Genomic DNA, 25,677 nt, shown 5'->3' on the forward strand with positions numbered 1-25,677 from the left:
CGGCACGTCACGACCGACCCGTCGTCTCAGTCGACGCGGCGTCGTGGAGGCTTACTCGTCCGCCGCAGCCGCTTCGGCTTCCTGCTCGTCCTCGTCGACGTCCTCGTCGGAGCGCGCGGCGACGAGGCCACCGCGTGCGACCGAGTACAGGGGCTCGCTCGCGTGGTGGACGCCACTGATCGAGAACGGGATGTTCGCGTCCTCGAGGTGGTCGCGGAACAGCGCCTCGAACCCGTTCGGGCTGGACGTCCCGCCCGTGACGACGACCGGTACGTCGAGGCCCTCCTCGATGTCCTCCTCGTCGACCTCCTTGACGACGTTCTGGATGACGTAATCGAGCAAGTTCTCGTAGTAGATCGAGAGTGCGCCCTCGACGCCACCGACGTCCGTCGTGAAGTCCAGTTCGAAGTCGCTCTCCTTGACGCTCGTGACCTTGTCCACGGGCGTTCCGGTCGCCTGCGCGGCCTGCTCGTCCACCCAGTCGCCACCGCGAGCGACGGAGAACTTCATGACCGGGACCGCGTAGTACGCGAGACAGACGTTCGTCATGCCCGCGCCGAAGCTGATGCCCAGCCCCGTGAAGTTGTTGTCCGCGAGCTCGCTGTAGATGACGGCCATCCCCTCGTTGATGGGTTCGGCGTCGTACCCCATGTTGTCGAGGAAGCTCTCGATCGTCTTCTGGTGGTAGAGTGTCGAGAGCTCCGAGTCGATCGGGTCCGCGGGCACGGAGAAGTAGAGCTTCTCGTCGGGATAACTGGGTTCGCCGACGACCTGCTCGATGATGAGCTTCATCATCGGGATCGCGGACTTCTCCTGACTGGAGAGGATCCCGTGCTTCATCGGGCGCCGCGTGTTCTTGTTGAAGATATTTGCAAAGTTCAGTGCGTCGTCACCGACGACGTACACCTTGTCGTCCTTTCGGATGTGGAGGACTTCCGACCGGCTGAGCATCTGCTCGGCCATGTCGGAGTACTCGATCTCCACGAAGGAGTTTCGTTGCTGGACGAAAACCGTGTCGCTACCATCCTGTTGTGCGGACAGGATGTTCATCGTGCCGACGTCTAGGCCTTTAGCCATATTTGCCCATGTACCCCATCGGATAATAAAACTATGTGAATTTATTTCAACAGGTAGAGTGTTAGTATTAATTATGGCCTACCAGAAGCCCCAGCGGGCGACTAGGCCAGTCCTAACGCTCGCTTCACGCGGGTCCACACGCCCTCGTTCTTCGCCGCGACACCCCCGGTGCCACTGCCGCCAGCTGCGGCGTCCTTCTCCGCCTGTTCGCGCTTCCGACGCTCGCGGAGTTCCTTCAGCTTCGACGTCTGGTCGTCGACCGTCGACTCGGAGCGCGCCGTCTTCTTCTCGCCGCCCTTCATCGCCTTCAGCGAATCGATCTGTGAATCGACGCCCGAGGACCGCGTCGTCTTCGCCATCCCACCGGAGAGCGTCGTCCCCTCCATGTCCGCGTCCGAACTGAAGCTCAGGTTCCGGTTCTCCGAGCGCTCGACGCCACCCCAGGACAGCTCGACGTCCGACATCGCGTCCTCGATGTCGGCCTCGATCTCCGCGTCCGAAATGGTGTCGTCTTCGTCCTCGTCCTCCTCCATCGGCTGGATGTCGGCAGGCCCCGGTTGCTGGTGGCGCTCCAGCTGGTCCGCGATGAGCGCCGCGCCAGTCGACCCGACGACGAGCAACAGCCCGATCGCGTACAGGCCGACGACGGCGAGCGTCGTCCCCGTCCCGCCCTCGTTCCACGATCCCGGGTACGCCGTCCAGAACCAGCCGACGGCAATCAGGTTGATGAAGGCACCCGTTCCGGCGGCGTACACCGCGCGGTCCTCAACGGGCAGGAGGACGACGACGCCCGTGATGAGCGCCGGCAACGCGAGCATCCCGGTCGCGAACGCGTACTCCGACCACAGCCAGTACGCGTCCGTTCCGTGCTCCAGTACGCCGAAGCTAACGACGGTGAGCACCAGCGCCAGGACGCCCATCCCGACGCCCGTGAAGAACAGGCCGAACCCGAGGTAGACGTCCGTGTCCTCCTCGGGTTCGCCGACGTATCGCTCGTAGAGGTCGTAGAGGACGTTGTCCGGGACGTCGCCCGCGGACTCGTCCTCCTCGATGTCCTCGGTAGGCATTGCCTATTGGTACACCCCCCACTGCCATGATTGTTTGGTTAACAGTTCGGAACTTGAAAAAAGACGGCGTCAGACGTCCCGCCGTCGGCGACTCTCTAATCCTTCCGCTTGACGACGTCACCGAGCGTCGTCGTCGTCGACGACCCGCCGTCCCAGTCCTCGTCCTCCGCAGAGGACCCGCCGGCGTCGAGGTCGATGCCGAGTCCGCTCTCGAGTTTCGACTGGACGCTATCGCTCGGGAGCGTGTCGCCGCGCTCGATCTTCCGGATGAGACTCGCCTTCTCGTTGAGTTCGTTCGCGAGATCGGCCTGACTCAGGCCCTTCTTCTCGCGAGCCTGACGAATCCGTTCGTCGTAGTCCTGGGCGAGTTCGCCCATGTCGTCGAACATGTCCCGGCGGCGTTGACTCCCACTCGAGGAGCCCGACGACCCGGAGGAGCGACCGCTCGACGAGGAAGAGCTCGACGACGAGGACCCCGTGGAGTACTTCGTGGACGTGCTCGATTTCTGCTGAGTCTTCACTTCCGTTCCGAAGTCGGCGCACTCCGAACAGACGTCCAGTTCGGCGCCTTCGACCTTCACCGTCTTCGGGTCCGACGTATCGGCACCACACATCTCGCACTGAACCATACCCGACCTTACTCGCGGCCGCGTATAAAACATGCGCCCCCCGGCGGTCTATTCCAGCCGCGACCAGGCGCCCCAGAACCGCTGGACTGCGGTGACGTGTCCGACGACCGCGAAGACGACGAGCAGCCAGCCGACGAGCGTCAGCCCGTACAGTTGCGTTGGGTAGACGGCGACGGCGAGACCGACGACGCCGGCGAGCGCGAGACGGTCTGCACGGCCGAGGACGCCTGCATAGACGCGGTCGAGACCGACGGCCTGAGCTTGCGTCCCGAGGTAGGACGTGAGGAGGACGCCGGTGACGGCGGCGAGTCCGAGGTCGTACCGGTCGATGCCGGCAGCGAGGCCGGCGATGATCGCGACGTCGGCGTACCGGTCGAGGACGTGATCCAGGAGGTCGCCGCCGTCGCTCGCGACGTCCTGTTCGCGGGCGAGCGCGCCGTCGACGACGTCCAGCCAGCCGTTCATGGCGACGCAGACCGCGCCGACGGCGTACGCGAGCGAGGCGTCCGCGACTGCGGGCCCGGCGTACCAGTAGAGGCCGCCGGCGGCGAGCGCGAGCGCGAACGCGACGACGCTGACGCCGTCGGGACTCAGTCCGAGCGCTTGCGCGGCGCGGACCCACGGGTCGAGGAGGCGCGTTATCTTGGGGCGGAGCTGGTCGAGGGTCATCGGCGCGGACTCACCGCGTTCGAGGCTGGTCGCGGTCGGATCATAGGTATTCGATGTAGTCGACGGTGCCGGCGCTGGGTTCGCGGTCGCCGCCGACGACGGCGGCGATGGCGTCCGCGACGGCCTCTGGCGTCCGGTCGGTCGTCTCGATCTCGTACACGGAGTCGGTACCGTGGGCGTCGACGCTCTCGCCGAGGACGACGTCGAGCGCTTCGCTCTCGGCGTTCTCCACGGCCTTCGCGTCGGGTTCGCCGCGGTCGGCGAGTCGCTCCGCCAGCGTCTCGGGATGACACCGGAGGACGACGACGCGGTCGAGCGCGAGGTGATGTGCGAGGTGCGAGTCGAGGACGACGACGCTCGCGTCGGTCGCGCCGACGTGGTCGTCCACCCACGCGGCGAGCGCGTCCAGGTCGACGACGACGCTGTCCCGTTCCTCGTCGACGTCGTCGTAGAGCTCCGCGTCCTGCACGACGTCGTTCAGGTGCACGACGTCGACGCTTCCGCTGTCGATGCCGGCGTACTCGCCAGCGTCGACGCGTTCGCGGAACCGGTCGGTCGCGGTCGACTTCCCGGTGCCGGGCGTCCCAGTCACGCCAACGCGGGTCGGGTCGTCGCTGCCGGTCACTCCGCGAGCACCTCGTTGATCGCGTCGACTGCGCGCTCGGTCTCGCTCTCGGTCCCGCAGGTGACGCGAATGCAGCCGGGAAGGCCGAAGCTCGTGCAGTCCCGGACGATGACGCCGCGTTCCTGGAGTTCGCTCGCGACGGCGCTGGCGCTCTCCGGGCCGCGGGCGTCGGCGACGTCGACGAGGACGAAGTTCCCCTGGCTCTCCCAGACCGGCGCGTCGAGTGCGTCACGCATATACTGTCGAGACCATCGAGCGGTCTCGACGCTCTGTTCGACGTGCTCGTCGGCGTCGAGTGCGGCGAGGCCGGCGCGACACGCGAGTTCGCTCGCCGCAAAGGGTGTATTTACTCTCGCGTACGCGTCCGCCCATCCTCGCGGGACGACGGCGTACCCGAGGCGGACGCCGGCCAGCCCGAACGCCTTCGAGAACGTCCGCAGGACCGCGACGTCGTCGCGTTCGGCGAACGCGTGCTCGGTTGCGCCGTCGCCGCCGAGGAGCGAGACGCCGCTCTGGGTGTCGGCGTACTCGACGTACGCCTCGTCGACGACGACGAGCGTCTCCTCGTCGGTCCGGTCGGCGATCTCGACGACGTCACCGAGTTCGAACACGCCCCCCGTCGGGTTGTGCGGACTGGTGAGGTAGACGACGCGCTCGCCGTCGTACTGGTCGCAGACGACGTCGGCGTCCTGCGCGAACTCGGGCCGAGAGAGCTCGTAGGACTCCACGTCGCCGTGGTGGAAGCGCGCGCTCATCCCGTAGTACGCGAAGCCGGGGTCCGGTACCAGGACGTCGTCGCCTGGGTCGAGCGCAGCGCGTGCGAGGTAGTCGAGCGCGCCGTCGCCGCCGTTGGCGAGCCAGATCTGCGCGGGCTCGACGCCGTGGCGGTCGGCGATCGCGTCGGTGAGGTCGGTGTGCGCTGCCTTCGGGTACGACGCCGCGTGCTCGGCGGCGCGCTTGATCGCCGAGACGGCGTCGTCGGGCGGCCCGAATGGGTTCTCGTTGGACGCGAGCTTGACGAGGTCGCCGGGTTCCATGCCGAGGTCCCGTGCGACCTCCTCGATCCCGCGTCCGGCCTCGTAGGGGACGTGGGCGGAGAGGTCCCGTGGTTGCATGCTCGGAACGGGGTTCCGGCGGCCCTTGAGCGTTGCCAAACCGACCATCGGGCGTCGAACCGGACAATAACGGTTGGGAATCCGACCACTATAGTGCCCGAGAACTGCCGGATAAATGGTAAGTCGCTATACGAAATTGGCGTCGGTGGGTGCAAGACCGGTTCCGTCCCTGACGTCCTCGCAAGGTGGCCGATACGACCTCGTTGGTGGCGTCGTCGCGTCCGCACTCGGACTCGCAGTCTCCCCGTCCCGTCACCTGTCGTCGCGGACGTCGTAGTGCTCGCCGAGTACCTCGACGGTCGTCTTGAACAGCCCCATGAAGATCGGACCGACGAAGAGCCCGATCGCGCCGAACAGGTACGTGCCGCCGGTGACGCCGACGAGGACGGTGGCGGTGTGCAGCCCCGACTCCTCCTCGATGACGTACGCGCGGAGGTAGTCGTCGGTGACCGCGACCGCCGTGAACCCCCACACGAAGACGAACCCCGCAGCGAGCACCTGGCCGTCGGCGAAGAGGTAGAGGATCGCACCGGCGAGGACGGGCGCGACGCCGATGATGGGGACGATGGCGAGCACCATCATCGCGACCGTGAGGAGGCCGGCCCTGGGGACGCCGGTGACGAAGAGGCTGATGCCGGCGACGAACCCTTGGACGAACGCGACGAGCACGTGGCCCTTGAGGACGGCCCACGTCGTGTCGTGGACGGAGTCGAACAGGACGTCGTTCACCTCGGCGTCGAGTGGACTCGTCTGCTGGAGCCAGTCGACGAGCGATTCGCCGTCCACGAGGAGGTAGTAGAGCACGAGCAGGAGGAGGAGGATGCCGACGACGGTATGGAAGCCAGTCTGGACGATGCCGGACGCGCGATTCCTGAGGAATCCCGCCAGGCTGTCGCTCGCCGCGCTCAGCCACGACCCGAGCGGGATCGAGACGCCGACGGATCGTTCGAGCGTGCGCTCCAGGTCGTCGGGGCTGCGGAACTCGGCGACGAGCGCGGTGAGGTCGAGACTGCTCCCCACGAGCGCGTTCAGGGCGACACCGAAGGGAATCGCGACGAGGACGACGACGAGCACGGTCAGGAGCCCGGCCGACGGTCGTTCCCCGACCCGGTCGGCGAGCCGGCGATGGACTGGGAGGAGGACGAACGCGAGGAGCCCGGTGAAGAGGAGCCAGCCGAGGAACGGCTGGATGATCAACCAGGTGGTCACGGCCAGTACAGCGACGAGCACCCAGGCAAACGCCGTCCGAGCGTCCATGCAAGTCGTTGTCCGCGAAGGACGGAATGCGTTCAGCCGCCATGTGAAAGACGATCACGGAAAGAGGGTCGGGACTGAGCCGTCTCTGGCGGGTATCGGAGCGGGTGTTACCCGAGGTCGGCGACGCGAGCGCGTGCCCGCTCGACGACGCTCGGTCGGGCGCTCAGTCGGACCGTCACGGTGGACCCGTACTCGACGGCGTCGACGCTCGCGTGGTCGTGCAGCCAGGAGAGCAGTCGGTGGCCGTCGCCGTCGTTCGGGAGCGAAAGCGTCGCGGTCTCGGTCGGGAGCGCCTCCCGGACGCGTTCCTCGAGCCGTTCGACGCCGGTGCCCTCGAGTGCGCTGACCGCGACGACGTCGTCGACGAACTCGGCGAGTGTGTCTCGTCGCTCCGCGCTGGCGGTCTGGCCGTCGACGGCGTCGACCTTGTTCAGGACGCCGACGACGGGGCCCTCGGTGTCACCCATGGCGTCGACGGACGTCGAGACCTTCTCGCGGAGGCGCTCCGGGTCGTCGGTCGCGTCGACGACGAGTAGCGTGACGTCCGCGCTCGCGGCCTCGTCTATCGTCGCGCTGAAGGACTCGACGAGGTCGTGGGGGAGCGCGTCCACGAACCCGACGGTGTCCGTGTACGCGACGTCCAGGTCGTCGAGCGTCCCCTGGCGCGTGATGGTCTCCAGCGTGACGAACAGTCGATCCTCGATGGGCGTCGAGTCGGTGAGGTCCGCGTGCTCGGCGTCGGCGTCCGCGAGCGACAGGTCGTCGGCGAGCCGATGGAGGAGCGTCGTCTTCCCGGCGTTCGTGTACCCCGCGATTGCGACGAGGCCGAGGCCGCTCGCGCGCCGGGATTCGCGGCGTTCCGCGGCGCGCTCCGCGATATCGGCGAGCTGGTTCTCGATGCGGTCGATGCGGGCCTCGACGTCGAGGATGGGGTTGCCCTTCTCGACGGCCTTCGACAGTTGCGATACCTTCGTGATGCGTCTGAGTCGCGGCAGCACGTACGAGAGCCGCGCGGCCTCCACCTGGAGCGCGGCGCGTTCGTCGCCGGTGCCGTCGGCGAACACGTCGAGGACGAGTCGGTACCGGTCGACTGGCTCGACGCCGTCGGGGAGGAGGTCGACGAGGTCGGCGTACTGGCCGGGGTCGAGGCCGCCGTCGAAGACGACGACGTCGACGCCGAGGTCGCGAGCGCGCTCGGCGAGTGCTTCGGCCTTTCCACGGCCGATCCAGGTCCCGGGGTCCTCGCGGCGCCGCTGGGTGACCGCGTCGGCGACCGCGAACCCCGCGGCTTCCGCTAAGCGCGTTATCTCGGTCGGGTCCGGTCGGTCCGTCTCGCTTCGCGCGACGACGATCGCTTCGCTACCGTCGAGTCGTGAGTGTGATTCTTGCATACGTCGGTTTCGACCGTCGCGTCGACGCGGGCGGGTCGCGTCGCATACGAGCGGTCCGTGGGCGGTCCAGTGGCGATACCGGGAGTCGGTGCCGCCGGGGGCCGGCCCGCGCTCGGTCCCCGGTCAGCGGGGACGAGAAAGGAGCGTCATGCCATAGCGTGCGCCGCCACCCGTCTTAGTCCTATGGTCGCCTTGGGAGGACCTCCCACGGACATCAGAGTCGTTCGTGGACGTGCTCGGCGCACTTGAGCGCGAGCGCGGCGATGGTGAGCGTCGGGTTGAGCGCGCCGCCGTGGACGAACGTCGAGGAGGACGCTATCGAGAGGTTCCGGTGGTCGTGCGTGCGCAACTGGGGGTCGACGACGCCGGCTTCGGGATCGTCGCTCATCCGCGTCGTCCCCATGTGGTGGAAGGCGGGGCCGGTGTTCTCGGGGCCGACGGTCCACTCGACGCTCGCGCCGAGTTCGTCGAGGATATCGCGCTGTTTCTCGTTGGCGGCCCGAATGGTGCTTCGTGCGCGGTCGCCGATCGACCAGTGGACGTCCGGGACGGGGTTGCCGTGGTCGTCCGTGGTCGAGGAGTCGAGTCCGACGTAGTTGTCCTTGCGAGGGGGTTGCGCGGCGAGCCCGCCCATCGCGATGGCGTTCCCGTAGCTCGCTCGCAACTCCTCGAGGAGGTCGTCGCCGAACGAGTCCGCGCCGAGCGCGAGTTCGACCGGGCTGGGGCCGGCGTAGTTCAGGAATTCGAGCTTGAACGGGCCGCGGTCCGCGTCGGCGTCGTCGTAGAACTGGTGGGTCTCGCTCGTCAGGAACCCGACGTGGTTCTGTCTGGTGGGTTCGTCGAGCGTCCCGCCCATCCCCGCGAACAGGTGCTCGTGGAAGTACTTCCCGACGAGTCCCGATGTGTTCGCGAGCCCTCGCGGATACCGCTCGCTCGCGGAGAGTAGGAGGAGGCGCGGTATCTCGACGCCGCCGGCGGCGAGAACGAACTCGCGGGCTTCCTGACGGTGCTCCTCGCCGTCGGGCGTCGCATACACGGCCGCGGTCACGGCGTCACCGCCGCTGTCGTGTTCGAGACGCTGGACGGGCGCGTGGTCGACGACGCGCGCCCCCACCTCCGCGGCGCGTTCGACGTGCACGGTGGCGTCGTACTTCGCGCCGCTCGGGCAGACCGGCTTGCACGTCCCCCACCCCTGGCAGGCCGGTCGGCCGTCCCGCGTCTCGGAGTTCCGCGCGTTCGGCACCGTGTGCATCGCGACTTCGAGCGCGTCGCAGGCCTCGGCGAACAGCGAGTCCGAGTACGACGGCGGGAACCCCGGCATCGGGTACGGGTCCTCGCGTGGCGGCGCGAACGGGTTGTCGCCCGCGGTCCCGGCGACGCCGAGTTCGTCCTCGGCGGTCGCGTAGTACGGCCGCAGGTCGTCGTACGCGATCGGCCACGGGTCGACGCCGGCGGCGCGCGCGTGTTCGTCGAAGTCGCGCTCGTGGAGGCGGAACACCATCCCCTGCCAGTGCAACGTCGACCCGCCAACGCCCTTCACGCGCGCCGCGTTCAGCGGGTACCCCTTCTCGCCACTCGACGTGTACGCGTCGCGCTCCCCGCCCATCTCCCAGACCTCGTCCGGGTGATAGCTCGGCCGGATGGCGCGCTCGACCTGGGCGACGCGGTCCGCCGGGTCGAACCGCGGCCCGGCTTCGAGGACCACGACGTCGTGGCCGGCACTCGCCAGGCGGTCGGCGACGAGGCCACCCGCCGGGCCCGCGCCGACGACGCAGACGTCCACGCGCTCGCTCGCACGCCGATCCCGACCGTCGCCCACCCCGCCGTCGTCCACGTCGCCGGTCCCTGCGCCATCGCCGCTCGACGCCGGACTCATGCGTCCTCCCCACCAGCGAACTCGCTCTGTCGGGTCGAGTCGCCACCGCCTTCGAGTTCCTGCGACCGATTCGGGCCGCGCTGGTAGCTGTCGGTACCGCCGGGGTACCCCTGGGGGTTCTCGACGCCGACGAGTGCGCCGCCGGTATCGGTCGTGTACAGCGCGTACAGGAGTTCGTTCACGAGGTAGAACCGGACGCGCTCGGCGGGAACGCCCTCGGGGTCGGGGTCCTCGACGTCCACGCCCATCTCGTGGAGGACGGTCTCGGCCGTCTCCGGCCCGAGGTCGACGTACGCCGCGTCCCGCCACTCGCGCGCGTAGTCGTCGAGCGCGGCTACGGCGTCGGCCATCCCCGCGCGGTACGCGTCGTCGTCCTCGCTTCGCGTGAGCGCGTACGTGCGGACGAACGACTCGACGTTCTCCACGTCGCTCGGGTAGACAGCGCGGCCGACCGCGATCGTCGTCGCGAGCGCGTGCTCGTCGAACTCGGGCGGATCCGCGTCCTCGCCCATCCAGCGGTCCGCGACGACGCTCGCGCCGACGGCGACGCCTGCGGCCGCGAGCGCCCCCATCGCGTCCCGGCGCGTCAACTCCATGTTCACCCGTCTTAGGCAAGCCTAAAAACTTGAGTCTTGCCACTCGCGGTCGCCGACTCGCACGCAACGACCGAGGCGGCCGGTCAGGCGCCGGGGACCGAGACGGTGTGTTCGAGCGCGCCGACGCCCTCGACCTCCACGCGGACAGCGTCGCCGTCCTCGAGACGGCCGACGCCCGCGGGCGTGCCGGTCGCGACGACGTCGCCCGGTTCGAGCGTGAGGTACGTCGTGATCTCCGCGAGCAGTTCCGGCACGGAGAACACCATCTGGTCGAGCGAGCCGTCCTGCTTGCGGTCGCCGTTCAGGTACGAACGAACGTACGCGTCGTCGGGGACTTCGTCCGGCGTCGCGACGACGGGGCCGATGGGGGCGGCGCCGTCGAACGCCTTCCCTCGCACCCAGTTCGTCTCCTCGCGCTGGTCGTCGCGGTTCGAGAGGTCGTTCACGCACGTGAACCCGGCGACGGCGTCCATCGCCGAGTCGACGTCGAGATGGCTCGCTTGTTCGCCGACGACGACGCCGAGTTCGGCCTCGAAGTCCAGTCGGTCCTTCCCCGCGGGCAGCCGCACGTCGCTCCCGTGGCTCGCCACCGCGTTCGGCGGTTTGAGGAAGAGCAGCGGACGGTCGGGGACGTCGCTGTCCATCTCGTCGGCGTGCTCGACGTAGTTCCGGCCGACGCAGACGACCTTCGACGGCTCGGTCGGCGCGAGGACGTCGACGGCCTCTCGGTCGTAGCGCTGGTCGGCGAACGAGACGGTGCCGTCGTCGTGCCAGGTCCCGCGACGGATTGCGCCTGCGGGATCGCGGAATCGAACGTGCTTCATACGCCATCCGTCGGGCGTCGCCGTCGTAGGCGTTCCGGAAGAAGCGAATCCTCGCCCGGTCGACGGCCGCGACGCCGGTCGTCGACGAGCGGCGTTCCGGTCGCTGTCGTGCGAACTGTTCTCGGGGACGACGCGGGGGCGCGGCGGTACAGAACGAAACCCTTTAATTTTGGCCACCGGAATAGCCAGATACGCGCTCCGTTGGTGTAGTCCGGCCAATCATTTCGGCCTTTCGAGCCGATGACCTGGGTTCAAATCCCAGACGGAGCATTCTACGGCGGACAACGACGACGAGCATAGCGAGTCGCCCGTCCGCCGTAGAATCTGTACTGGATTTGAGCCCTCCCTATCGCTCGGATTGGAGGCTGCACTGTGGGGCCGGTTCGCCGCGTGATGCTATCGGACGGTTGCTCGGGGATGTGAGTGTTCGCCGGAAAGCAGCAGCTGGGGCCTGCTTGAGAGTCAGTAGCGTGTGTTCAGGCACCACACTACATGCTCATTGCGCATAAAATCGTGCTACTTAATAACTTCGGGTTATTTGTTCTGGGTGTGTCATCGCTCTCGTTCGAACCGCTCGCGTACGAGGACATCGACCCCGAGCGGCGTCCGAGCCTTCGGCAGGCGCTCGTTCCCGTGCTGGGCATCGTCCTCTTCCTGAGTATCGGATCCGGCTACCTCGAGCTCGCACCGCACGCGCCGCTGCTCTGGAGCGTCGTCCTGACCGGCCTCGTCGGCAAGTACTGGCTCGGCTACTCGTGGGACGACCTCTACGACGGCGCCGCGCAGAGCCTCCTCACGGGCCTCCAGTCGATACTCCTCCTGTTCGTCATCTACGCCCTCATCGCGACGTGGATCGCCGCCGGCACCATCCCCGGCCTCATGCAGTACGGACTTGAGGTCCTGACGCCAACCGTGTTCCTCCCCGTCACCGCCGTCCTCGCCGGGGTCGTCGCGTTCGCCATCGGGTCCTCGTGGACCACGGCGGGGACGCTCGGCGTCGCATTCGTCGGCATCGGCTCCGGCCTCGGCATCCCGGTGCCGATGACCGCGGGCGCCATCCTCTCCGGCGCGTACGCCGGCGACAAGCAGTCGCCGCTCTCGGACACCACGAACCTCGCCGCCGCCGTCACCGACACCGACCTCTACGACCACATCCGTGGGATGCGCAACGGGACCCTGCTCGCGTTCGGCCTCTCCGTCGCGCTCTACGCCGCCCTCGGACTGCGCGCCGGCGGGGCCATTCCCGCCGGGCAAGTCGCCGAGATCCAGGGCGCGCTCGGCGGCGCGTACGACCTCTCCCTACTCGTGTTCGTGCCGCTGGCCGTGACGTTCGGACTGGCGCTCGCCGGCTACCCCGCGCTCCCGACGCTCGTCGCCGGCGTCTTCGCCGGCACCACCACCAGCGTGGTCGTCCAGGGCGTCGACTTCACGACCGCGTGGACGGTGTTCCTGAACGGAACGAGCCCCGAGACGGGCGTCGAGGTCGTCGACGGCCTCCTCGCGAGTGGTGGCCTCGCCGGCTCCGCGTGGACGATCTCCGTCGTCGTCCTCGCGCTCTCGCTCGGTGGCCTGCTCGAGCGCACCGGTGTCCTCGCCGTGCTCGCCCACGAGGTCGCATCCCTCGTCTCCGACCGCCGGAGCCTCGTCGCGAGCACCGGCGCCTCCGCCGTCCTCGTGAACGTCTTCTCCGCACAGCAGTACATGAGCATCGTCGTCCCGGGGATGACGCTCCGAAACCTCTACGACGAGTACGACCTCGACTCCGCGGACCTCTCCCGGGCCATCGAATCCGCGGGAACGCCCACGGGCGCGCTCATCCCGTGGCACGCCGGCGGCGTCTACATGGCGGGCGTCCTCGGCGTCGCCCCCTGGGCGGGCGCGTGGGGGCTCGCCGGGTTCGCGCCGTACTACTTCTTCGCGTTCCTGTCGCCGCTCGTCCTCTTCGCGAGCACTCTGGTCGGTCGCGGGTTCGTGACGACGCCAGCGGAGGCGGACCAGTCGTCTCCCGCCGTGGCTGACGACTGACCCGTCACCGTCGACTCGTCACCGTCGACTCGTCCGGGTGAGACGGCCGCGACGACTACGCCTGCCGCGGGTCGAGTGCGTCCCGGAGGCCGTCGCCGAGTGCGCCGAACGCCATGACGGTGAGCGCGAGGAACACGGTGGGAACGACGGGCGTCCACCAGACCTGCGGGAACGCGGCCTGGAGGCCGTTGAAGCCGTTCGCGATGGTCTCGCCCCAGGATTCGTTCATGATCCTGTTCATGCCCATATACGCGACGGCGGTGTGGAGGAGGATGAGGAGCGGGATCATGCGCGTCATCGCGGTGACGACGGTATTGGAGACGTTCGGGAGGATGTGCTCGCGGATGACGTACCAGTCGCTCGCGCCGGCGTTCTTCGCGGCGAGCACGAACTGGTCCTCGCGGCGCTGCAAGGTCTCGCTGCGCACGAGGCGCGCGATGCCGCCCCACGAGAACAGGCCGAAGACGAGGACGAACAGGAACAGCGACCGCCCCCAGAACGCCAGCAGGAGGTACGCGACGAACGCGGGCACGGTCTGTTGGGCGTCGACGTACCCCATGAGGACGGTGTCGACGCGCCCGCGGAAGTAGCCCGCGACGGTGCCGACGGCGGTGGCGAGCGGGACGATGAACAGCGACGTGACGAACGCGAGCTCGACGACGACGCGCATCCCCGAGATCGTGAGCGCGGTGAGGGGCTTCCCGAGCGCGTTCGTCCCCAGCGGGTACCTGAGGGTGCCGTGGCAGCGCTCGCCTGCCGCGGAGCCGACGCAGTCGGAGACGTAGTAGTTTATCGGCGTGCTCGTGAACGCGGGTGGCTGGCTCTGGACGGCCGTGTCGATCGTGGGCGGGTAGAGGACTGGGCCGACGACGCCGAGGACGAACACGGCCGCGAGGAAGAACAGGGACCCGGTCGCGAATCGGTCACGGCGGAGGCGCTCCCAGTAGAACCGGGTGAGTCGCGGCTGTTTCGCGAGCGGGACGACCGCGAAGCACGCGAACGCGAGGATCGACGCTAGGAACAGCCACTCGATGCCCCTGACGTCCCAGTACAGGGGGAGGAGCCGCTGGCCGAACAGCGTGGTGGTTGGGCCGATACCCTCGAACAGCGGTTGCTTCGGGGGCATCTCGAAGTAGTCGTAGAGGACGCCAGCCGAGAGGACGGCGACGCCGACGAGGAAGACGAGCGTGCGCGCGCGAAGCGACCGCCTGGACGGTTCGATCGCGTCCCAGTCCACGGTCTCGAACTCGGCGATCGCGGTCGCTTCCGTCGCCGAATCAGGGGGCGTCCCCGTCGTCGCGTGGTCGTCGACGTCAGTCATGCCAGTAGTTACCGGACTCGTCGGCGCACTCGTTGAAAAACCCATCAGTGTGTCAAACACTGACTTTGGTCATCGAACGGTATATGGTCTCGTCGCGTCCACGTCCGACCAATGCAGTGGGGCGAGTGCGTCCGACCTCGGACCGAGGTGCTTTCACGGTGACCCGCCGGACCGAGGTGCTTTCACGGTGACCCGCCGGACCGAGGTGCTTTCACGGTGACCCGCCGGACCGAGGTGCTTTCACGGTGACCCGCCGGACCGAGGTGCTTCCGTCGTGAATCGACAGTACGTCGCGCGCCGCGCCATGTTCGGCGTCGTCTCGTTCTACGCCGTGCTGTCCCTCGCGTTCTTCTTCATGGCGCTCGCGCCGGACCCGAACAAGGCCCTGCTGGCGTACCAGGGCGGGAGCGAGGAACAGATCCAGACGCTCCTCGCCGCGAAGGGGTACGACGAACCGCTCCTGGAGCGCTACGTCGGGTACCTCTGGGACATAACGACGCTGGACTGGGGACAGACGACGGGGCGCTTCGGTCGCGGCGGCCCGGAAGTTCTGGACGTGCTCGCGAAACACCTCCCGTACACGCTCGTCTACGTCGTTCCGGCGGTCGTCGTCGGCTTCGCCGGCGGCATCGGCCTGGGCGTCTACGCCGCAATCAAGAAAGGCGGGTACGTCGACCGAGTGGTCCAGTCGGTCGGGTACTTCGGGTTCGGCATCCCGAACTTCTTCTTTGCGGAGCTCGCGCTGTTCGCGCTCGAGGAGCAGTACGGCATCCTCGACTTCACGATCGGTCGGCAGAGCTCGCGGGTCTACACGCCCGGCGAGCTCTTCAATATCTGGACGGTGGACCACCTCCTCCAGTTCGCGGTCGTCGCCGCTATCCTCGCGGTCTCGCTCGTCGCCGGACAGCTCCGGTACGCGCGCTCGGAGTGCCTGGAGTACGTCTCCGCTGACTTCGTGAAGCTCGCGCGAGCGAAGGGCGCGAGCGAGTACCGCGTGATGGCCCACGTCGCTCGGAACGCCGCGCTGCCGCTGATGGCGATGTTCCTCGCGGACCTCGTGACGGTGCTCGTCGTGCACGTGTTCGTCCTCGAGTTCGTGTTCAACGTCCCCGGCATCGGCCAGATGGGTATCGTCGCCGTCAAGCAGCGCGACCTCCCGTTCGTGATGGGGATCACGATCGTCATCGCGGGGTTCGGCGTCGTCGCGAACTTCCTCCAGGACGTCGGCCTCGGCGCGATCGATCCCCGAACCGAGACGAACTGACCGTTCGCCGGATCGTCGCGCGGTCGCCATCGCGCCGCGACGTCGCTCGTCGGCCCACTGGGGCGGGGGGAGAAACGAAATCGTTTTCCTCGCGCTCCGAGTTCGTGGAGTCATGAGCGAGAAGCCGGCGTCGATGTACCGGGAGATCTCGAAGCCGCCGTACACGCGGCGCGAGTACATCACGGGCATCCCTGGGTCGAAGATCGCACAGCACAAGATGGGCGACGCGCAGAGCGATCCCGAGGACTATCCCGTCCAGATCAGTCTGCGCGTCGACGAGGAGCTCCAGATCCGTCACGGCAGCCTCGAGGCCGCGCGCCTCTCGGCGAACCGGCACCTCATCAAGGAGCTCGGCGAGGGCAACTACAAGATGATCCTGCGGAAGTTCCCGCACCACGTGATCCGGGAGAACAAGCAGGCGACGGGTGCGGGCGCGGACCGCGTCTCCGACGGGATGCGCCAGGCGTTCGGGAAGGTCGTCGGCACGGCCGCACGCATCGGTGACGGCGAGCGATTGTTCACGCTGTACTGCGACGTCGACCAGGCCACCGCCGGCAAGGAGGCGTTCCGGCGCGCGTACAACAAGATCAGCCCGCCGTGTCGCATCGACGTCGAACGCGGCGAGGAACTCCTCGTCTCCTGAGGACGCGCGACGCCGGCACTCCTACCGACGTCCCCGTCCGTCACGACGCCGACGCCGAAGACCCTGAGCCGTGGCGCTCGCGACCGACGCCAGCGACATCACCGAGTCGTCCGCGACGGATCCCACGAGCCGTCCGCGACGGATCCCACGAGTCGTCCACGACGGTCCCGTCGCCGTGCGCGAACGCTCGCCCGTTTCGATACTACTAACTCGCGGCTGTCGGTACTTCGAGACGAGTTACATCATGAAGCTTCAGGAATACCAAGGGAAGCAGGTCTTCGCCGACGCCGGCATCCCGACACCGCCGTCGACGCTCGCGTCGACGGTGGACGAGGCGGTAGCCGCGGCCGACGACATCGGATACCCGGTCGCGATCAAAGCCCAGGTCCAGGTCGGTGGACGTGGGAAGGCAGGGGGCATCAAGCTCGTCGACAATGCCGAGGAGGCTCGCGAGGCCGCGGAATCCATCATCGGGATGGACCTCAAGGGCATCCCCGTCGACCGCGTGCTCGTCGAGGGCGCCGTCGACTTCGTGAACGAGCTGTACGTCGGCGTGACGATGGACCGCGGCGAGGGCAAGCCCGTGGTGATGGTGTCGACGAAGGGCGGCGTCGACATCGAGCAGGTCGCCGAGGACGACCCGGACGCGATCGTTCGCGAGCACGTCGACCCCGTGTACGGGATGCATCCGTTCCAGGCGCGGAAGGCCGTCTACGACGCCGGCGTCGAGGCGGACGTCGCGCTCGACGTCGCGAAGATCGTCCAGACCGTCTACGAACTCTGGGACGACAGCGACGCGACCGAGGTCGAGATCAACCCCGTGATGGTGACGAGCGACCGCGAGGTCGTCGCGGCCGACGCCGTGATGAAGATCGACGAGGACGCGATGTTCCGCCAGCCGCGGTTCGAGGAGATGGAGGACGAGGCGAACGCCGGCGGCGACGAACTCGAGCAGAAGGCCGACGAGTACGGGTTCGACTACGTGCGTCTGGACGGGAACGTCGGTATCATCGGGAACGGTGCGGGCCTGGTGATGACGACGCTCGACCTCGTCGACCACTACGGCGGGAAGCCCGCGAACTTCCTCGACATCGGCGGCGGTGCGAAGGCCGAGCGCGTCACGAACGCGCTGGACATGGTATTCAGCGACGAGAACGTCGATAGCGTCGTGTTCAACATCTTCGGGGGCATCACGCGTGGCGACGAAGTCGCACGCGGCATCAACACGGCCCTGGAGCAGTTCGACACGATCCCGAAACCGGTCGTCGTCCGGCTCGCGGGCACGAACTGGGAGGAGGGCATGGAGATTCTGAACGAGGACCTGGTCGAGGTCGAGAAGACCCTCGAGGACGCAGTGCAGCGTGCAGTCGAGAACGCAGAGGAGGTGAGCCAGCAATGAGCGTATTCGTCGACGACGACACGAGAGTCATCGTGCAGGGTATCACGGGCGGCGAGGGCAAGTTCCACGCCGGCCAGATGATCGAGTATGGCACCAACGTGGTCGCCGGTGCGGTCCCCGGGAAGGGCGGGCAGGAGGTCCACGGCGTCCCGGTCTACGACACCGTGGAGAAGGCGGCGCGCGAGGAGGACGCGGACGCGAGCGTCATCTTCGTGCCGCCGGCGTTCGCTGCGGACGCGATCTTCGAGGCGCTGGACGCGCCGATCGACCTGGCTGTCGCCATCACGGAGGGCGTCCCCGTCCAGGACATGGCGCGAGTGAACAAGCGCCTGGGCGAGGTCGACACGCGCCTCATCGGCCCGAACTGTCCGGGCATCATCACGCCGGGCGAGGCGAAGCTCGGCATCCTCCCCGGGAACATCTTCGAGTCCGGGAACGTCGGGCTCGTCTCTCGCTCGGGGACGCTGACGTACCAGGTCGTCTCGAACCTCACCGACCGCGGAATCGGGCAGACGACCGCGATCGGCATCGGTGGCGACCCCATCATCGGGACGGACTTCATCGACGCGCTGGAGGCGTTCGAGGCCGACCAGGACACGGACGCGGTCGTGATGTGCGGCGAGATCGGTGGCGAGGACGAGGAGCAGGCCGCGAAGTTCATCGCGGAGCACATGGACACGCCCGTCGCGGGCTTCATCGCGGGCCGGACGGCGCCGCCGGGCAAGCGCATGGGTCACGCGGGCGCGATCGTCTCCGGGAGCGGTACCGGGACGGCGCAGTCGAAGATCGACGCCCTGAACGATGCGGGCGTCCCGGTCGGCGACACGCCCGAGGAGGTCGCCGACCACATCGAGGACTTCCTGTAACGCTTCGACGCGGGCCCGGACTCCGTCCGGTCCGACCCGGACCCCGGTCTCGTTCTTTCGACGCTTCGCACTCGGTAGCGACGGTGCGGTCGAGACTCGAACCGACCCACCCCGGGAGACCACCGCTGCGAGTGAAGCCGCGGCTCCTGGGCGTCGAAGAGGGATTTCGCGGCGATCGCGGAGAAAGGCGTTCCGTCGCCGAGTTGTGCTGTGCGGTCGTGGCCGAGACTTCACCCGAACAGCCAGGCCTTGAGACGCGCGAAGAACCCACTGGGCTCGTCGTCAGTGTCCTCGTTCGACCCGCTCGCAGCCGTCCCGTCGGTGTCGGCGTCCGCGGTCGCGTCGGCGTCGAGTCCGCTGCCAGCGAGCGGTCCGGCGGTGCTCGACGACCCGCTCGTCGTCGACCCGCCGACCGCGACGTCGTCGGCGTCCAGGTCGACCTCCGAGATGTCCGTGGAGTCCTCGAACGCCTCGTTCCCCTCCGTCGTCGGCCGCCCGAACGACTCTCCATCGTCGGCGTCCGCGTCCGCGAGCGCCTGCGCCACTTCCTCGGCGGATAGCGGCTCCTCGTCCACGTCGGCGTCCCGGTCACCCGCTCCGGCGCCCTCGGTGTCCACGCCGTCGGTATCGTCTGCGTCGGACGTGGTAGTCGCGGCGGAGTCGCCGGAGCCGCCCGCGTCCGAGTCGCTGGTGGTGGATTCCACGGAGTCGTCGACCGAATCGTTGCTGTCCTGACTGTTGCCGTCGACACCCGGTTCCGCGCGTTCGCTCGACGAGGTATCGTTCGTCGTCTCGCGCGTTCGCTCGACGGGGTCGGGTACTGGCTCGTCACCACCGTCGCCGTCGAAGATGTCGTCGAGCATGTCGTCGACGCTCTCCTCGCTCACGTGCGTCCGCGGCCCGCCACCGGGCGAGTCCGATGCGGCCGCGACGTCGTCGTCGACGGAGCGCTCCGAGACGTGGGTCTTCGGGCCGCTGTCTGCGATTTCGCGGAACGCGTCCCCCGCGGCTCCGGCGAGTTCCTCGGCGCGCGCGTCCGCCTCGTCGTCGCGTCCCTCGGATGCGTCGGTGGCGGTCTCGTCGGCTGCGTCGTCGCTCATACTGTCACGTCCAGCAGGCCCCACCAAGAAAGTTCCTGGCACGGAGCGACGTCGCAGGGACCAGATCGGAACCGAACGCCCTCAGAACAGGCCCTTGAGCCACGCCGCGAACCGGCCGAACGCGCCCTTCGACGACCCGCCGTCGTCACCACCCGCCGACGCCGCGTCCGCACTCCCGTCCGCCGACGATGCCGCCGCGCTGACCGTCGCCGACTCTGCTTCCTCCACGTGGTCCGACTCGGCAGCGGCGGGCGCAGCCTCCTCGACGTCGTCCGATTCGGCTCCCACGGGCTCTGCTCCCTCGACGTCGACTGGGTCGGTCTCTGCGGGCTCTGCCTCTTCGACATCGGCCGACTCCGGCTCTGCTCGTTCTGCATCCGCCGGCTCTGCCGGCACTGCATCGGTGGACTCCGCTTCGACCGCATCCGATGACTCCGCACTCGCCGGCTCCGCCTCCACCGGCTCCGTCTCCACTGGTTCCGTCTCCACCGGCTCCGCCTCCACCGGTTCCGGCTCCGTCTCCGTCGATTCCGGTTCTGCCCCTGGGGAAGCCGCTTCCGTCGCATCCGCTTCCTCGGGCGGATGTTCCGTCGTTTCCCCCTCCGCGGCCGGTGATTCCGGAGCGTCCGCTTCTATCGGTTCCGACGTCGCATCGACCGCGTCCGGCTCCTCGTCCACGGGCGCAGCCGCGTCCGGCTCGTCCGTCTCGGCCGCAGCCGGTTCCGTGTCCGCCGCCCCGGCGGCCACCGGTTCCTGAGGCTCCTCCTCGGTCGCGGCGGGTTCCGCATCCGTCGAGCCGTCTGCCGCTTCCCCGGCCGACGCCTCGACGGCGTCGCCGTCTGCGGGCTCGGCGGCAACGGCCTCCTCCGCAGCCGGTTCCGGCGCTTCCGCCGCCGCCGGTTCGGGGTCGGTCGGCTCCGCGTCGACCGAATCCGTGTCGCCGGGTCCTGCATCGGCCGTGGCACCGTTGGCGGGCTCTGCGGCCGCAGGTTCCGCCGACGCGGGTTCGGGGTCCGAACTGGTCGGTTCCGGACTGGTCGGTTCCGGACTGGTCGGTTCCGGCTCCGCGGGTTCGAACGGAGAGGCGTCGGCGTCGACGGGCTCGCCGCCCTCCTCGATGTCGTTCTCCATCGACGCGAAGACGTCGTCGAGACTCTCGTCGACCGGACTGTCCGGTTCCGGGTCGGACTCGTCCGGCTCGTCGTCCGTCGTGAGGATGTCGTCGATGCTCTCGTCGGTCGTCAGGAGGTTCCCGATCGCTTCCTCCTCTTCCTCCTGAGAGATCTCGTCGGGGTCGTCGGAGGCGTCGGCGGCGGCGTCGGGCGCCGGGTCGTCGGGAACGAAAGCGTCGACCTGGTCGGCGGACAGCAGCGGGCCGCCGGCGAAGGAGACGCGATCGCCGAGGTTCGACCGGAGCGAGTCCAGGTTCGACTCGTTCACGAGCACGAACCGCCAGCGGTCGTCGTCCGCCAGGCGGACGAACGTGAGCGGGGCGCCGTCAAGGACGGCGGTCTCGATGGCGTCGACGATGGCGGGATAGTTCGAGTCGCCGAGGTCGTGCGCGGGGTAGGAGAACGAGAGGTCGCGCACGTTCCCCGACGGGTCCGCGACCTCGACCGTCCACGGACTCGGATTCGCGCCACTTGCGGCGAGCGCGTCACCGTTCGCGTCGGTGATCGAGACCGACCCGCCGATCGCGGAGAGCACGGCGTCGAGTTGTGCGCCGACCTCGCTCTGCTCGTACTCTCGTGGGGCGTCGATGCCGCGCGAGGAGTTCGAGAGGACCTTCAAGAGCGCCGCGTGCACGGCCGACGCGGACGGGTTGTCGGGGAGGGCCGACGCGACGACTCGCCGCGGGTCGACGTCGTCGGGGACCTCGCCCCCAGCGTGAATCGCCCGAATCTCGTCGTTCGATAGTCCAAAACCGCGACAGATTTCGACGTACGCAGAGAGCGCTGAGTTACCCGTCATTTACGATACGGGACCAATATTCCGGCAAGGAATTAAACCTGACCCCCGAACCATCGCTCGCACGCTGGCGAGGACCGACCGCTCGCTACCCGGTGAGGATCGACCGAATCCGTGACGCCAACCCGCCCTTCTCCCCGTCGTCGTCGGGTTCGTCCGCGCTCTCGTCCGACGCCCCGGACGTGTCGGGTTCGTCCACGGTCGCGTCGGGGTCCTCGTCGTCGGTGACCGCCGCGTCGTCGGGGTCCTCGCCGTCGGTGACTGCCGCGTCGTCGAGGTCGACGTCGTCGAACGTCGCGGCGCGCTCCTCGAACGAACCGGACCCGGCGTCGTCGGACAGCGAGAAGTCGTCCCTGCCGGTGGCGGGGTCGTCTATCGCGGTCGCGTCGTCGACGGTAGTGTCGGCGGACGCCTCGTCGTCGCCGGTCGCGAACAGCGACGAGACGTCGGCGGTGCGTTCGGCGTCGTCCTCGGTCTCGACCCAGAGGAAGCCGTCGGCTTCGCGGCGTTCGGTGAGCAGGAGGTCGTCGAGTGCGCGCTCGTCGGCGCGGATGGCGTCGTCGATCTGGTCGACGTGCGCTTCCTCCTCGTCGGCGCGAGCCATGATGTCCTCTGGGGACTCCCCGGCGACGTCGGTGACGGCGGTCGCCGAGTCGTCGTCGTCGTGTTCGTCGCGCAGCTGCTGGAACAGTTCGTTCGCGGTCGTGTCCTCCGGCCCGGGCGTCGTCGCGGTGTCGGGCGTGGTCGTGTGGTCGTCGGACGCTTCGTCGTCGATGGAGACGTCCGTGTCGTCGGTGCCGAACAGGTCCTCGACGTCGAGCGTGTCCGACCGACCGGCCTCGGGACTGGTGCTGGTGGGTTCGGACATCGGGGTACTGGCTAACAAACCTGTACCGTGAGAAGTTAAATTTTCCCCATCGAGTTCTCTCACTTTGTTAGTCATCTGGGGTCGACCCGGGACGTTAACTTCGCTCGCGTGGTGGTCGTCGGTATGCGACTGGGCATCATCTCGACGGCGAACATCGGCGTGAAGGCGGTGATACCGGCGATCCAGCGGAGCGAGCACGAGGCCGTAGCCATCGCGTCCCGGAGCGAGGAGCGCGCGCGAGCGGTCGCCGCCGACCTCGGCATCGAGCGCGCGTACGGGTCCTACGAGGCGCTGCTCGCGGACGAGGAGCTCGACGCGGTCTACGTCCCGCTCCCGAACGCGGCACACGCAGAGTGGACGAAGGCGGCCGCGGACGCGGGTCTGGACGTCCTCTGCGAGAAACCGCTGGCGGTCGACGCCGACGAGGCCCGCGACGTGGTCGCGCACTGCGAGGACGCGGGCGTGACGCTCATGGAGGCGTTCATGTACCGGTATCATCCGCGAACGCGGCGAGCGCGCGAGATAGTCTCCGAGGAGCTCGAGGACGTGCGCGGTGCGTTCGCGACGTTCCAGTTCCCGCTCCGCGGTCGCCCGGACGACATCCGACTCGACCCCGACCTGGCCGGCGGGAGCCTCATGGACGTCGGGTGTTACGCCGTGAACGTCACGCGCACGCTCCTCGGCGAGCCGTCGGCAGTGTCCGCGCGGACCGTCGACTCGCGGGACTGCGGCGTCGACACGCACGTCGCGGCCACCCTCGAGTACGACGGCGCGACCGCGCAGGTGTCGTCGTCGTTCGACACGCACGAAGTCCAGCGGTACCGGATCGAGGCCGAGAACGGCTGGCTCGAGGCTCCGGCGGGGGCGTTCAACCCGAGTACGGACACCGTCGAACTCCGGTGGGGGACCGACGGCCGCGAGGTCGTGGAGACGTTCGACGCCGGCGACCAGTACCGCTCGCAGGTCGAGCACTTCGCGGACTGCGTCGCGTCCGGCGCGACGCCGGAGACTGGCGGCGCGGAGGCGGTCGCGAACATGGAAGTCGTCGACGCGATATACGAGAGCGCCGACGCCGGCGAGCGCGTCGTGCTCGAGTGAGTCGTCGAACGCAACGCGGGACGACCGTCTCGCACGCATCCGCGTCCCGCGTCAGTCGACGAGTGCGTCGATGGAGCGTGCGACGGCGCGGGCGCGTCGGTCGAACTCGGGGCTCTCGGGGTTTTCCCACGTCGCGAGCCCGCTGACGGGTCGACTGAGCGCGACCAACCAGTAGAGGTCACGGAGCGGCAGGTCTGGTCCGAACGACAGTTCGTCGTAGAGGGCTTCCTGGACCGGCGTTGGGTCGTCGAGTTCGTTCGTGAGGAGGTACTCGAGGTTCACCGCGGCGAACGTCGCCGGCCCGATCTTGGCGCGTTCGAGGTCGATCAGGCCCGAGAGGTCGTCGACGGACGCGGGGGGTCGCCCGTCGGGCGCGAGGAGGTTCCCGGGCGAGAAGTCGGTGAGGACGACCGAGGGCGACGGGTCGGACGGGAGGCGATCGCGGTTGGATTCGAGGTACTCGAGGGCGTCGGGCGCGACGCGCTCCAGGGCCGGGTGTGGCGCTGGCGACTCGAAGTGCTTGGACGCGTAGCCGACGAGCCAGTCGTCGAAGTCGTCGTGGGTCGCGACGAGTTGCGGGTCGTCGTCGACCGATTCGACGGCTCGAACGGACCCGTACCCGACCGCGGCCTCGGGCGGAATCGCGTCGAGCGCGTCGACGGTTTCGCCGACGAGCGAGACGGCGGCGGGGTCGGTGAAGTTCTCGACGTCGTCGAATCCCGAAGCGAGCGGCGTGCCGTCGCAGTACGTCGTGGCGACGGCCGGCGGTTGCTCGCCGTCGCCGGGGTCGAATGCGAGGACGTGCGGGACGGGGAGGGACGTATACGCGCGGAGGACGCGGGCGGCGGCGACGCCCCCGCGGAGGTTCGCGGCCGACGAGAGCGTCCCGACCTTCAGAACGAATCGCGCGGCTCCCTGGTCCGGTGGATCGACGACGAACACGTCGTTCACGCCGTCGCCGACGTGCGTCACCGCGGTCGACGGGAGCGAATGGGGATCGTCGACGACGTCGACGCGCTCGAGGACGCGACGGACGTCGTCGATACCGAGCGACGCGGAGACGGAGGGCATGCGAGCGCGTTCGATGTCGACTCAAGTATGCGTATCGGTCGCTCACCGTCCGTGCCGGTCGAACGCGACCGCGGTGGTCGGTTCGCTCGCCGCGACCCCTGCGCTTACGCTCCCGTCGCCCGAAGCGTCTGGCGATGCCGAACTTCGATGGGGTCGTGTTCGACGTAGACGGGACGATCCTGCGCGGGACGACGCCGATCCCGGGTGCGGCGGAAACGGTGCGGGCGGTCCGGGAGTCGGGCGCGCGGGTGGCGTTCGTGACGAACAACCCGACGCGGACGCCGGCGTCGTACGTGGAGAAGCTCGCCGACGCTGGCGTTCCCGCGGCCGCCGAGGAGGTGGTGACGTCGGGGTCGGCGACGGCTGCGTTCCTAGCGAGCGAGCACGCCGGGGATGCGGCGTTCGTCGTCGGCGAGCGCGGTCTGCACGAGCAGGTCGCCGACGCGGGCCTGCGCGTGGTCTCGGAGCCGCCGGCGGCGGACGGCGTGGTCGCGTCGATCGACCGCGAGTTCACGTACGACCGACTCGCGGGCGCGCTCCGGGCGTTCGAGAGGGGCGTGGACTGGTTCGTCGGCACGGACCCGGACAGGACGATTCCGACGGACGAGGGCCTCGTCCCCGGGTCTGGTGCGGTCGTCGAGTCCGTCGCCGCGGTCGCCGAGCGCCGCCCGGACGCGGTCCTCGGGAAGCCCCATCCGTTCACTCGCGACCTCGTCTTCGACCGGCTCGGCTGCGATCCCGCGGACGCGCTCGTCGTCGGCGACCGCCTGGACACCGACGTCGCGTTCGGCGAACGGGCCGGCGCGACGACCGTCCTCGTCGAGACCGGCGTCGCCACGCGGGCGGACGCGGCGGCGAGCGACGTGACGCCCGACCACGTGTTCGCTGCGGTCACCGGCGTCCGCGACCTGCTCTGAGCCTCGAACGG

The 25,677-nt window shown here is 68.7% G+C and carries 23 protein-coding genes and 1 tRNA gene; 8 read left to right on the top strand and 16 right to left on the bottom strand.

Annotated elements, in window-relative coordinates; genetic code table 11:
- Window positions 1–51 precede the first annotated feature (51 nt).
- The 11 genes from G9C85_RS01725 to G9C85_RS01775 all read right to left on the bottom strand — a co-directional run bounded on the left by G9C85_RS01725 (window position 52) and on the right by G9C85_RS01775 (window position 11,126).
- Window positions 52–1,077, bottom strand: coding sequence for a hypothetical protein (locus G9C85_RS01725; protein ID WP_166036438.1), 1,026 nt, complete (start codon window positions 1,075–1,077; stop codon window positions 52–54).
- A gap of 101 nt (window positions 1,078–1,178) precedes the next feature.
- Entirely contained in the window at window positions 1,179–2,144 is a 966-nt protein-coding gene (locus G9C85_RS01730; RefSeq protein ID WP_166036439.1) for a permease, read from the bottom strand.
- A gap of 95 nt (window positions 2,145–2,239) precedes the next feature.
- Window positions 2,240–2,773, bottom strand: coding sequence for a multiprotein bridging factor aMBF1 (locus G9C85_RS01735; protein WP_166036440.1), 534 nt, complete (start codon window positions 2,771–2,773; stop codon window positions 2,240–2,242).
- Window positions 2,774–2,821: 48 nt separating this feature from the next.
- Window positions 2,822–3,442 (bottom strand): CDP-alcohol phosphatidyltransferase family protein, encoded by a 621-nt coding sequence (locus G9C85_RS01740; RefSeq protein WP_166036441.1) that lies wholly within the window; start codon window positions 3,440–3,442, stop codon window positions 2,822–2,824.
- Between the two features lie 40 nt (window positions 3,443–3,482).
- Window positions 3,483–4,067 (bottom strand): adenylate kinase family protein, encoded by a 585-nt coding sequence (locus G9C85_RS01745; protein WP_166036442.1) that lies wholly within the window; start codon window positions 4,065–4,067, stop codon window positions 3,483–3,485.
- Window positions 4,064–5,182 (bottom strand): histidinol-phosphate transaminase, encoded by a 1,119-nt coding sequence (hisC, locus tag G9C85_RS01750; RefSeq protein ID WP_166036443.1) that lies wholly within the window; start codon window positions 5,180–5,182, stop codon window positions 4,064–4,066. Before hisC ends, G9C85_RS01745 begins: the two co-directional genes overlap by 4 nt.
- 252 nt (window positions 5,183–5,434) lie before the next feature.
- Window positions 5,435–6,439, bottom strand: coding sequence for an AI-2E family transporter (locus G9C85_RS01755; protein WP_166036444.1), 1,005 nt, complete (start codon window positions 6,437–6,439; stop codon window positions 5,435–5,437).
- Between the two features lie 107 nt (window positions 6,440–6,546).
- Window positions 6,547–7,830 (bottom strand): GTPase HflX, encoded by a 1,284-nt coding sequence (gene hflX / locus G9C85_RS01760; RefSeq protein WP_166036445.1) that lies wholly within the window; start codon window positions 7,828–7,830, stop codon window positions 6,547–6,549.
- Between the two features lie 214 nt (window positions 7,831–8,044).
- Complete coding sequence (locus G9C85_RS01765; protein ID WP_166036446.1) at window positions 8,045–9,706, bottom strand: GMC family oxidoreductase; 1,662 nt, start codon at window positions 9,704–9,706, stop codon at window positions 8,045–8,047.
- Window positions 9,703–10,302: a twin-arginine translocation signal domain-containing protein gene (locus tag G9C85_RS01770; RefSeq protein WP_166036447.1), complete on the bottom strand. Its 600-nt coding sequence runs from the start codon at window positions 10,300–10,302 to the stop codon at window positions 9,703–9,705. Before G9C85_RS01770 ends, G9C85_RS01765 begins: the two co-directional genes overlap by 4 nt.
- Before the next feature lie 83 nt (window positions 10,303–10,385).
- Complete coding sequence (locus G9C85_RS01775) at window positions 10,386–11,126, bottom strand: fumarylacetoacetate hydrolase family protein (RefSeq protein WP_166036448.1); 741 nt, start codon at window positions 11,124–11,126, stop codon at window positions 10,386–10,388.
- A gap of 195 nt (window positions 11,127–11,321) precedes the next feature.
- Between G9C85_RS01775 and G9C85_RS01780 the strand changes: the two genes are divergently transcribed.
- Together G9C85_RS01780 and G9C85_RS01785 are read left to right on the top strand one after the other, a co-directional pair.
- Window positions 11,322–11,396: transfer RNA gene (locus G9C85_RS01780), tRNA-Glu, on the top strand.
- Between the two features lie 279 nt (window positions 11,397–11,675).
- Window positions 11,676–13,151, top strand: a complete 1,476-nt coding sequence (locus tag G9C85_RS01785) for a Na+/H+ antiporter NhaC family protein (protein ID WP_166036449.1) — start codon at window positions 11,676–11,678, stop codon at window positions 13,149–13,151.
- Window positions 13,152–13,206: 55 nt separating this feature from the next.
- On the opposite strand, the gene G9C85_RS01790 is transcribed toward G9C85_RS01785, so the two are convergent.
- The gene (locus tag G9C85_RS01790) at window positions 13,207–14,472 is read right to left on the bottom strand and encodes an ABC transporter permease (RefSeq protein ID WP_166036450.1); all 1,266 of its coding nucleotides are present in this window, start codon (window positions 14,470–14,472) and stop codon (window positions 13,207–13,209) included.
- A gap of 274 nt (window positions 14,473–14,746) precedes the next feature.
- Between G9C85_RS01790 and G9C85_RS01795 the strand changes: the two genes are divergently transcribed.
- The 4 genes from G9C85_RS01795 (at window position 14,747) to sucD (ending at window position 18,644) form a co-directional block, all read left to right on the top strand.
- Window positions 14,747–15,736, top strand: coding sequence for an ABC transporter permease (locus G9C85_RS01795; protein ID WP_166036451.1), 990 nt, complete (start codon window positions 14,747–14,749; stop codon window positions 15,734–15,736).
- A 112-nt stretch (window positions 15,737–15,848) separates the two neighbouring features.
- Entirely contained in the window at window positions 15,849–16,379 is a 531-nt protein-coding gene (locus G9C85_RS01800) for a 50S ribosomal protein L16 (protein WP_166036452.1), read from the top strand.
- 244 nt (window positions 16,380–16,623) lie between these two features.
- Entirely contained in the window at window positions 16,624–17,778 is a 1,155-nt protein-coding gene (sucC, locus tag G9C85_RS01805; protein WP_166036453.1) for an ADP-forming succinate--CoA ligase subunit beta, read from the top strand.
- A complete protein-coding gene (gene sucD / locus G9C85_RS01810) occupies window positions 17,775–18,644 on the top strand; it encodes a succinate--CoA ligase subunit alpha (protein ID WP_166036454.1) in 870 nt (289 codons plus the stop codon). The genes sucC and sucD overlap by 4 nt, the downstream gene beginning before the upstream one ends.
- 230 nt (window positions 18,645–18,874) lie before the next feature.
- Here the strand turns inward: sucD and G9C85_RS01815 are convergent, their stop codons facing one another.
- From G9C85_RS01815 to G9C85_RS01825, 3 genes are all read right to left on the bottom strand, one after another.
- Window positions 18,875–19,744 carry a hypothetical protein gene (locus G9C85_RS01815; protein WP_166036455.1) on the bottom strand — a complete coding sequence of 290 codons (870 nt, stop codon included), beginning with the start codon at window positions 19,742–19,744 and terminating at the stop codon, window positions 18,875–18,877.
- An 81-nt stretch (window positions 19,745–19,825) separates the two neighbouring features.
- Window positions 19,826–21,715 carry a hypothetical protein gene (locus G9C85_RS01820; protein ID WP_166036456.1) on the bottom strand — a complete coding sequence of 630 codons (1,890 nt, stop codon included), beginning with the start codon at window positions 21,713–21,715 and terminating at the stop codon, window positions 19,826–19,828.
- An 85-nt stretch (window positions 21,716–21,800) separates the two neighbouring features.
- Window positions 21,801–22,580, bottom strand: coding sequence for a hypothetical protein (locus tag G9C85_RS01825; RefSeq protein ID WP_166036457.1), 780 nt, complete (start codon window positions 22,578–22,580; stop codon window positions 21,801–21,803).
- A gap of 123 nt (window positions 22,581–22,703) precedes the next feature.
- Between G9C85_RS01825 and G9C85_RS01830 the strand changes: the two genes are divergently transcribed.
- Entirely contained in the window at window positions 22,704–23,678 is a 975-nt protein-coding gene (locus G9C85_RS01830) for a Gfo/Idh/MocA family protein (protein ID WP_166036458.1), read from the top strand.
- Window positions 23,679–23,729: 51 nt separating this feature from the next.
- Here G9C85_RS01830 and G9C85_RS01835 read toward each other — a convergent pair whose 3' ends face one another.
- Window positions 23,730–24,749: a phosphotransferase family protein gene (locus tag G9C85_RS01835; RefSeq protein ID WP_166036459.1), complete on the bottom strand. Its 1,020-nt coding sequence runs from the start codon at window positions 24,747–24,749 to the stop codon at window positions 23,730–23,732.
- A gap of 134 nt (window positions 24,750–24,883) precedes the next feature.
- Here G9C85_RS01835 and G9C85_RS01840 point away from each other — a divergent pair, with 134 nt between their 5' ends.
- Window positions 24,884–25,666, top strand: coding sequence for an HAD-IIA family hydrolase (locus G9C85_RS01840; RefSeq protein WP_166036460.1), 783 nt, complete (start codon window positions 24,884–24,886; stop codon window positions 25,664–25,666).
- Window positions 25,667–25,677: the final 11 nt, after the last annotated feature.

Source organism: Halorubellus sp. JP-L1, from assembly GCF_011440375.1.
Lineage (GTDB): Archaea > Halobacteriota > Halobacteria > Halobacteriales > Natrialbaceae > Halorubellus.

Bases quoted from the DNA above. Each gene is read 5' to 3' on its own strand.
- G9C85_RS01735 (WP_166036440.1), bottom strand. From the start codon at position 2,773: ATGGTTCAGTGCGAGATGTGTGGTGCCGATACGTCGGACCCGAAGACG.
- G9C85_RS01820 (WP_166036456.1), bottom strand. From the start codon at position 21,715: ATGACGGGTAACTCAGCGCTCTCTGCGTACGTCGAAATCTGTCGCGGT.
- hflX (WP_166036445.1), bottom strand. From the start codon at position 7,830: ATGCAAGAATCACACTCACGACTCGACGGTAGCGAAGCGATCGTCGTC.
- G9C85_RS01730 (WP_166036439.1), bottom strand. From the start codon at position 2,144: ATGCCTACCGAGGACATCGAGGAGGACGAGTCCGCGGGCGACGTCCCG.
- G9C85_RS01830 (WP_166036458.1), top strand. From the start codon at position 22,704: ATGCGACTGGGCATCATCTCGACGGCGAACATCGGCGTGAAGGCGGTG.
- G9C85_RS01755 (WP_166036444.1), bottom strand. From the start codon at position 6,439: ATGGACGCTCGGACGGCGTTTGCCTGGGTGCTCGTCGCTGTACTGGCC.
- G9C85_RS01725 (WP_166036438.1), bottom strand. From the start codon at position 1,077: ATGGCTAAAGGCCTAGACGTCGGCACGATGAACATCCTGTCCGCACAA.
- G9C85_RS01790 (WP_166036450.1), bottom strand. From the start codon at position 14,472: ATGACTGACGTCGACGACCACGCGACGACGGGGACGCCCCCTGATTCG.
- G9C85_RS01840 (WP_166036460.1), top strand. From the start codon at position 24,884: ATGCCGAACTTCGATGGGGTCGTGTTCGACGTAGACGGGACGATCCTG.
- G9C85_RS01815 (WP_166036455.1), bottom strand. From the start codon at position 19,744: ATGAGCGACGACGCAGCCGACGAGACCGCCACCGACGCATCCGAGGGA.
- sucC (WP_166036453.1), top strand. From the start codon at position 16,624: ATGAAGCTTCAGGAATACCAAGGGAAGCAGGTCTTCGCCGACGCCGGC.
- G9C85_RS01775 (WP_166036448.1), bottom strand. From the start codon at position 11,126: ATGAAGCACGTTCGATTCCGCGATCCCGCAGGCGCAATCCGTCGCGGG.
- G9C85_RS01740 (WP_166036441.1), bottom strand. From the start codon at position 3,442: ATGACCCTCGACCAGCTCCGCCCCAAGATAACGCGCCTCCTCGACCCG.
- G9C85_RS01825 (WP_166036457.1), bottom strand. From the start codon at position 22,580: ATGTCCGAACCCACCAGCACCAGTCCCGAGGCCGGTCGGTCGGACACG.
- hisC (WP_166036443.1), bottom strand. From the start codon at position 5,182: ATGCAACCACGGGACCTCTCCGCCCACGTCCCCTACGAGGCCGGACGC.
- G9C85_RS01765 (WP_166036446.1), bottom strand. From the start codon at position 9,706: ATGAGTCCGGCGTCGAGCGGCGATGGCGCAGGGACCGGCGACGTGGAC.
- sucD (WP_166036454.1), top strand. From the start codon at position 17,775: ATGAGCGTATTCGTCGACGACGACACGAGAGTCATCGTGCAGGGTATC.
- G9C85_RS01800 (WP_166036452.1), top strand. From the start codon at position 15,849: ATGAGCGAGAAGCCGGCGTCGATGTACCGGGAGATCTCGAAGCCGCCG.
- G9C85_RS01835 (WP_166036459.1), bottom strand. From the start codon at position 24,749: ATGCCCTCCGTCTCCGCGTCGCTCGGTATCGACGACGTCCGTCGCGTC.
- G9C85_RS01770 (WP_166036447.1), bottom strand. From the start codon at position 10,302: ATGGAGTTGACGCGCCGGGACGCGATGGGGGCGCTCGCGGCCGCAGGC.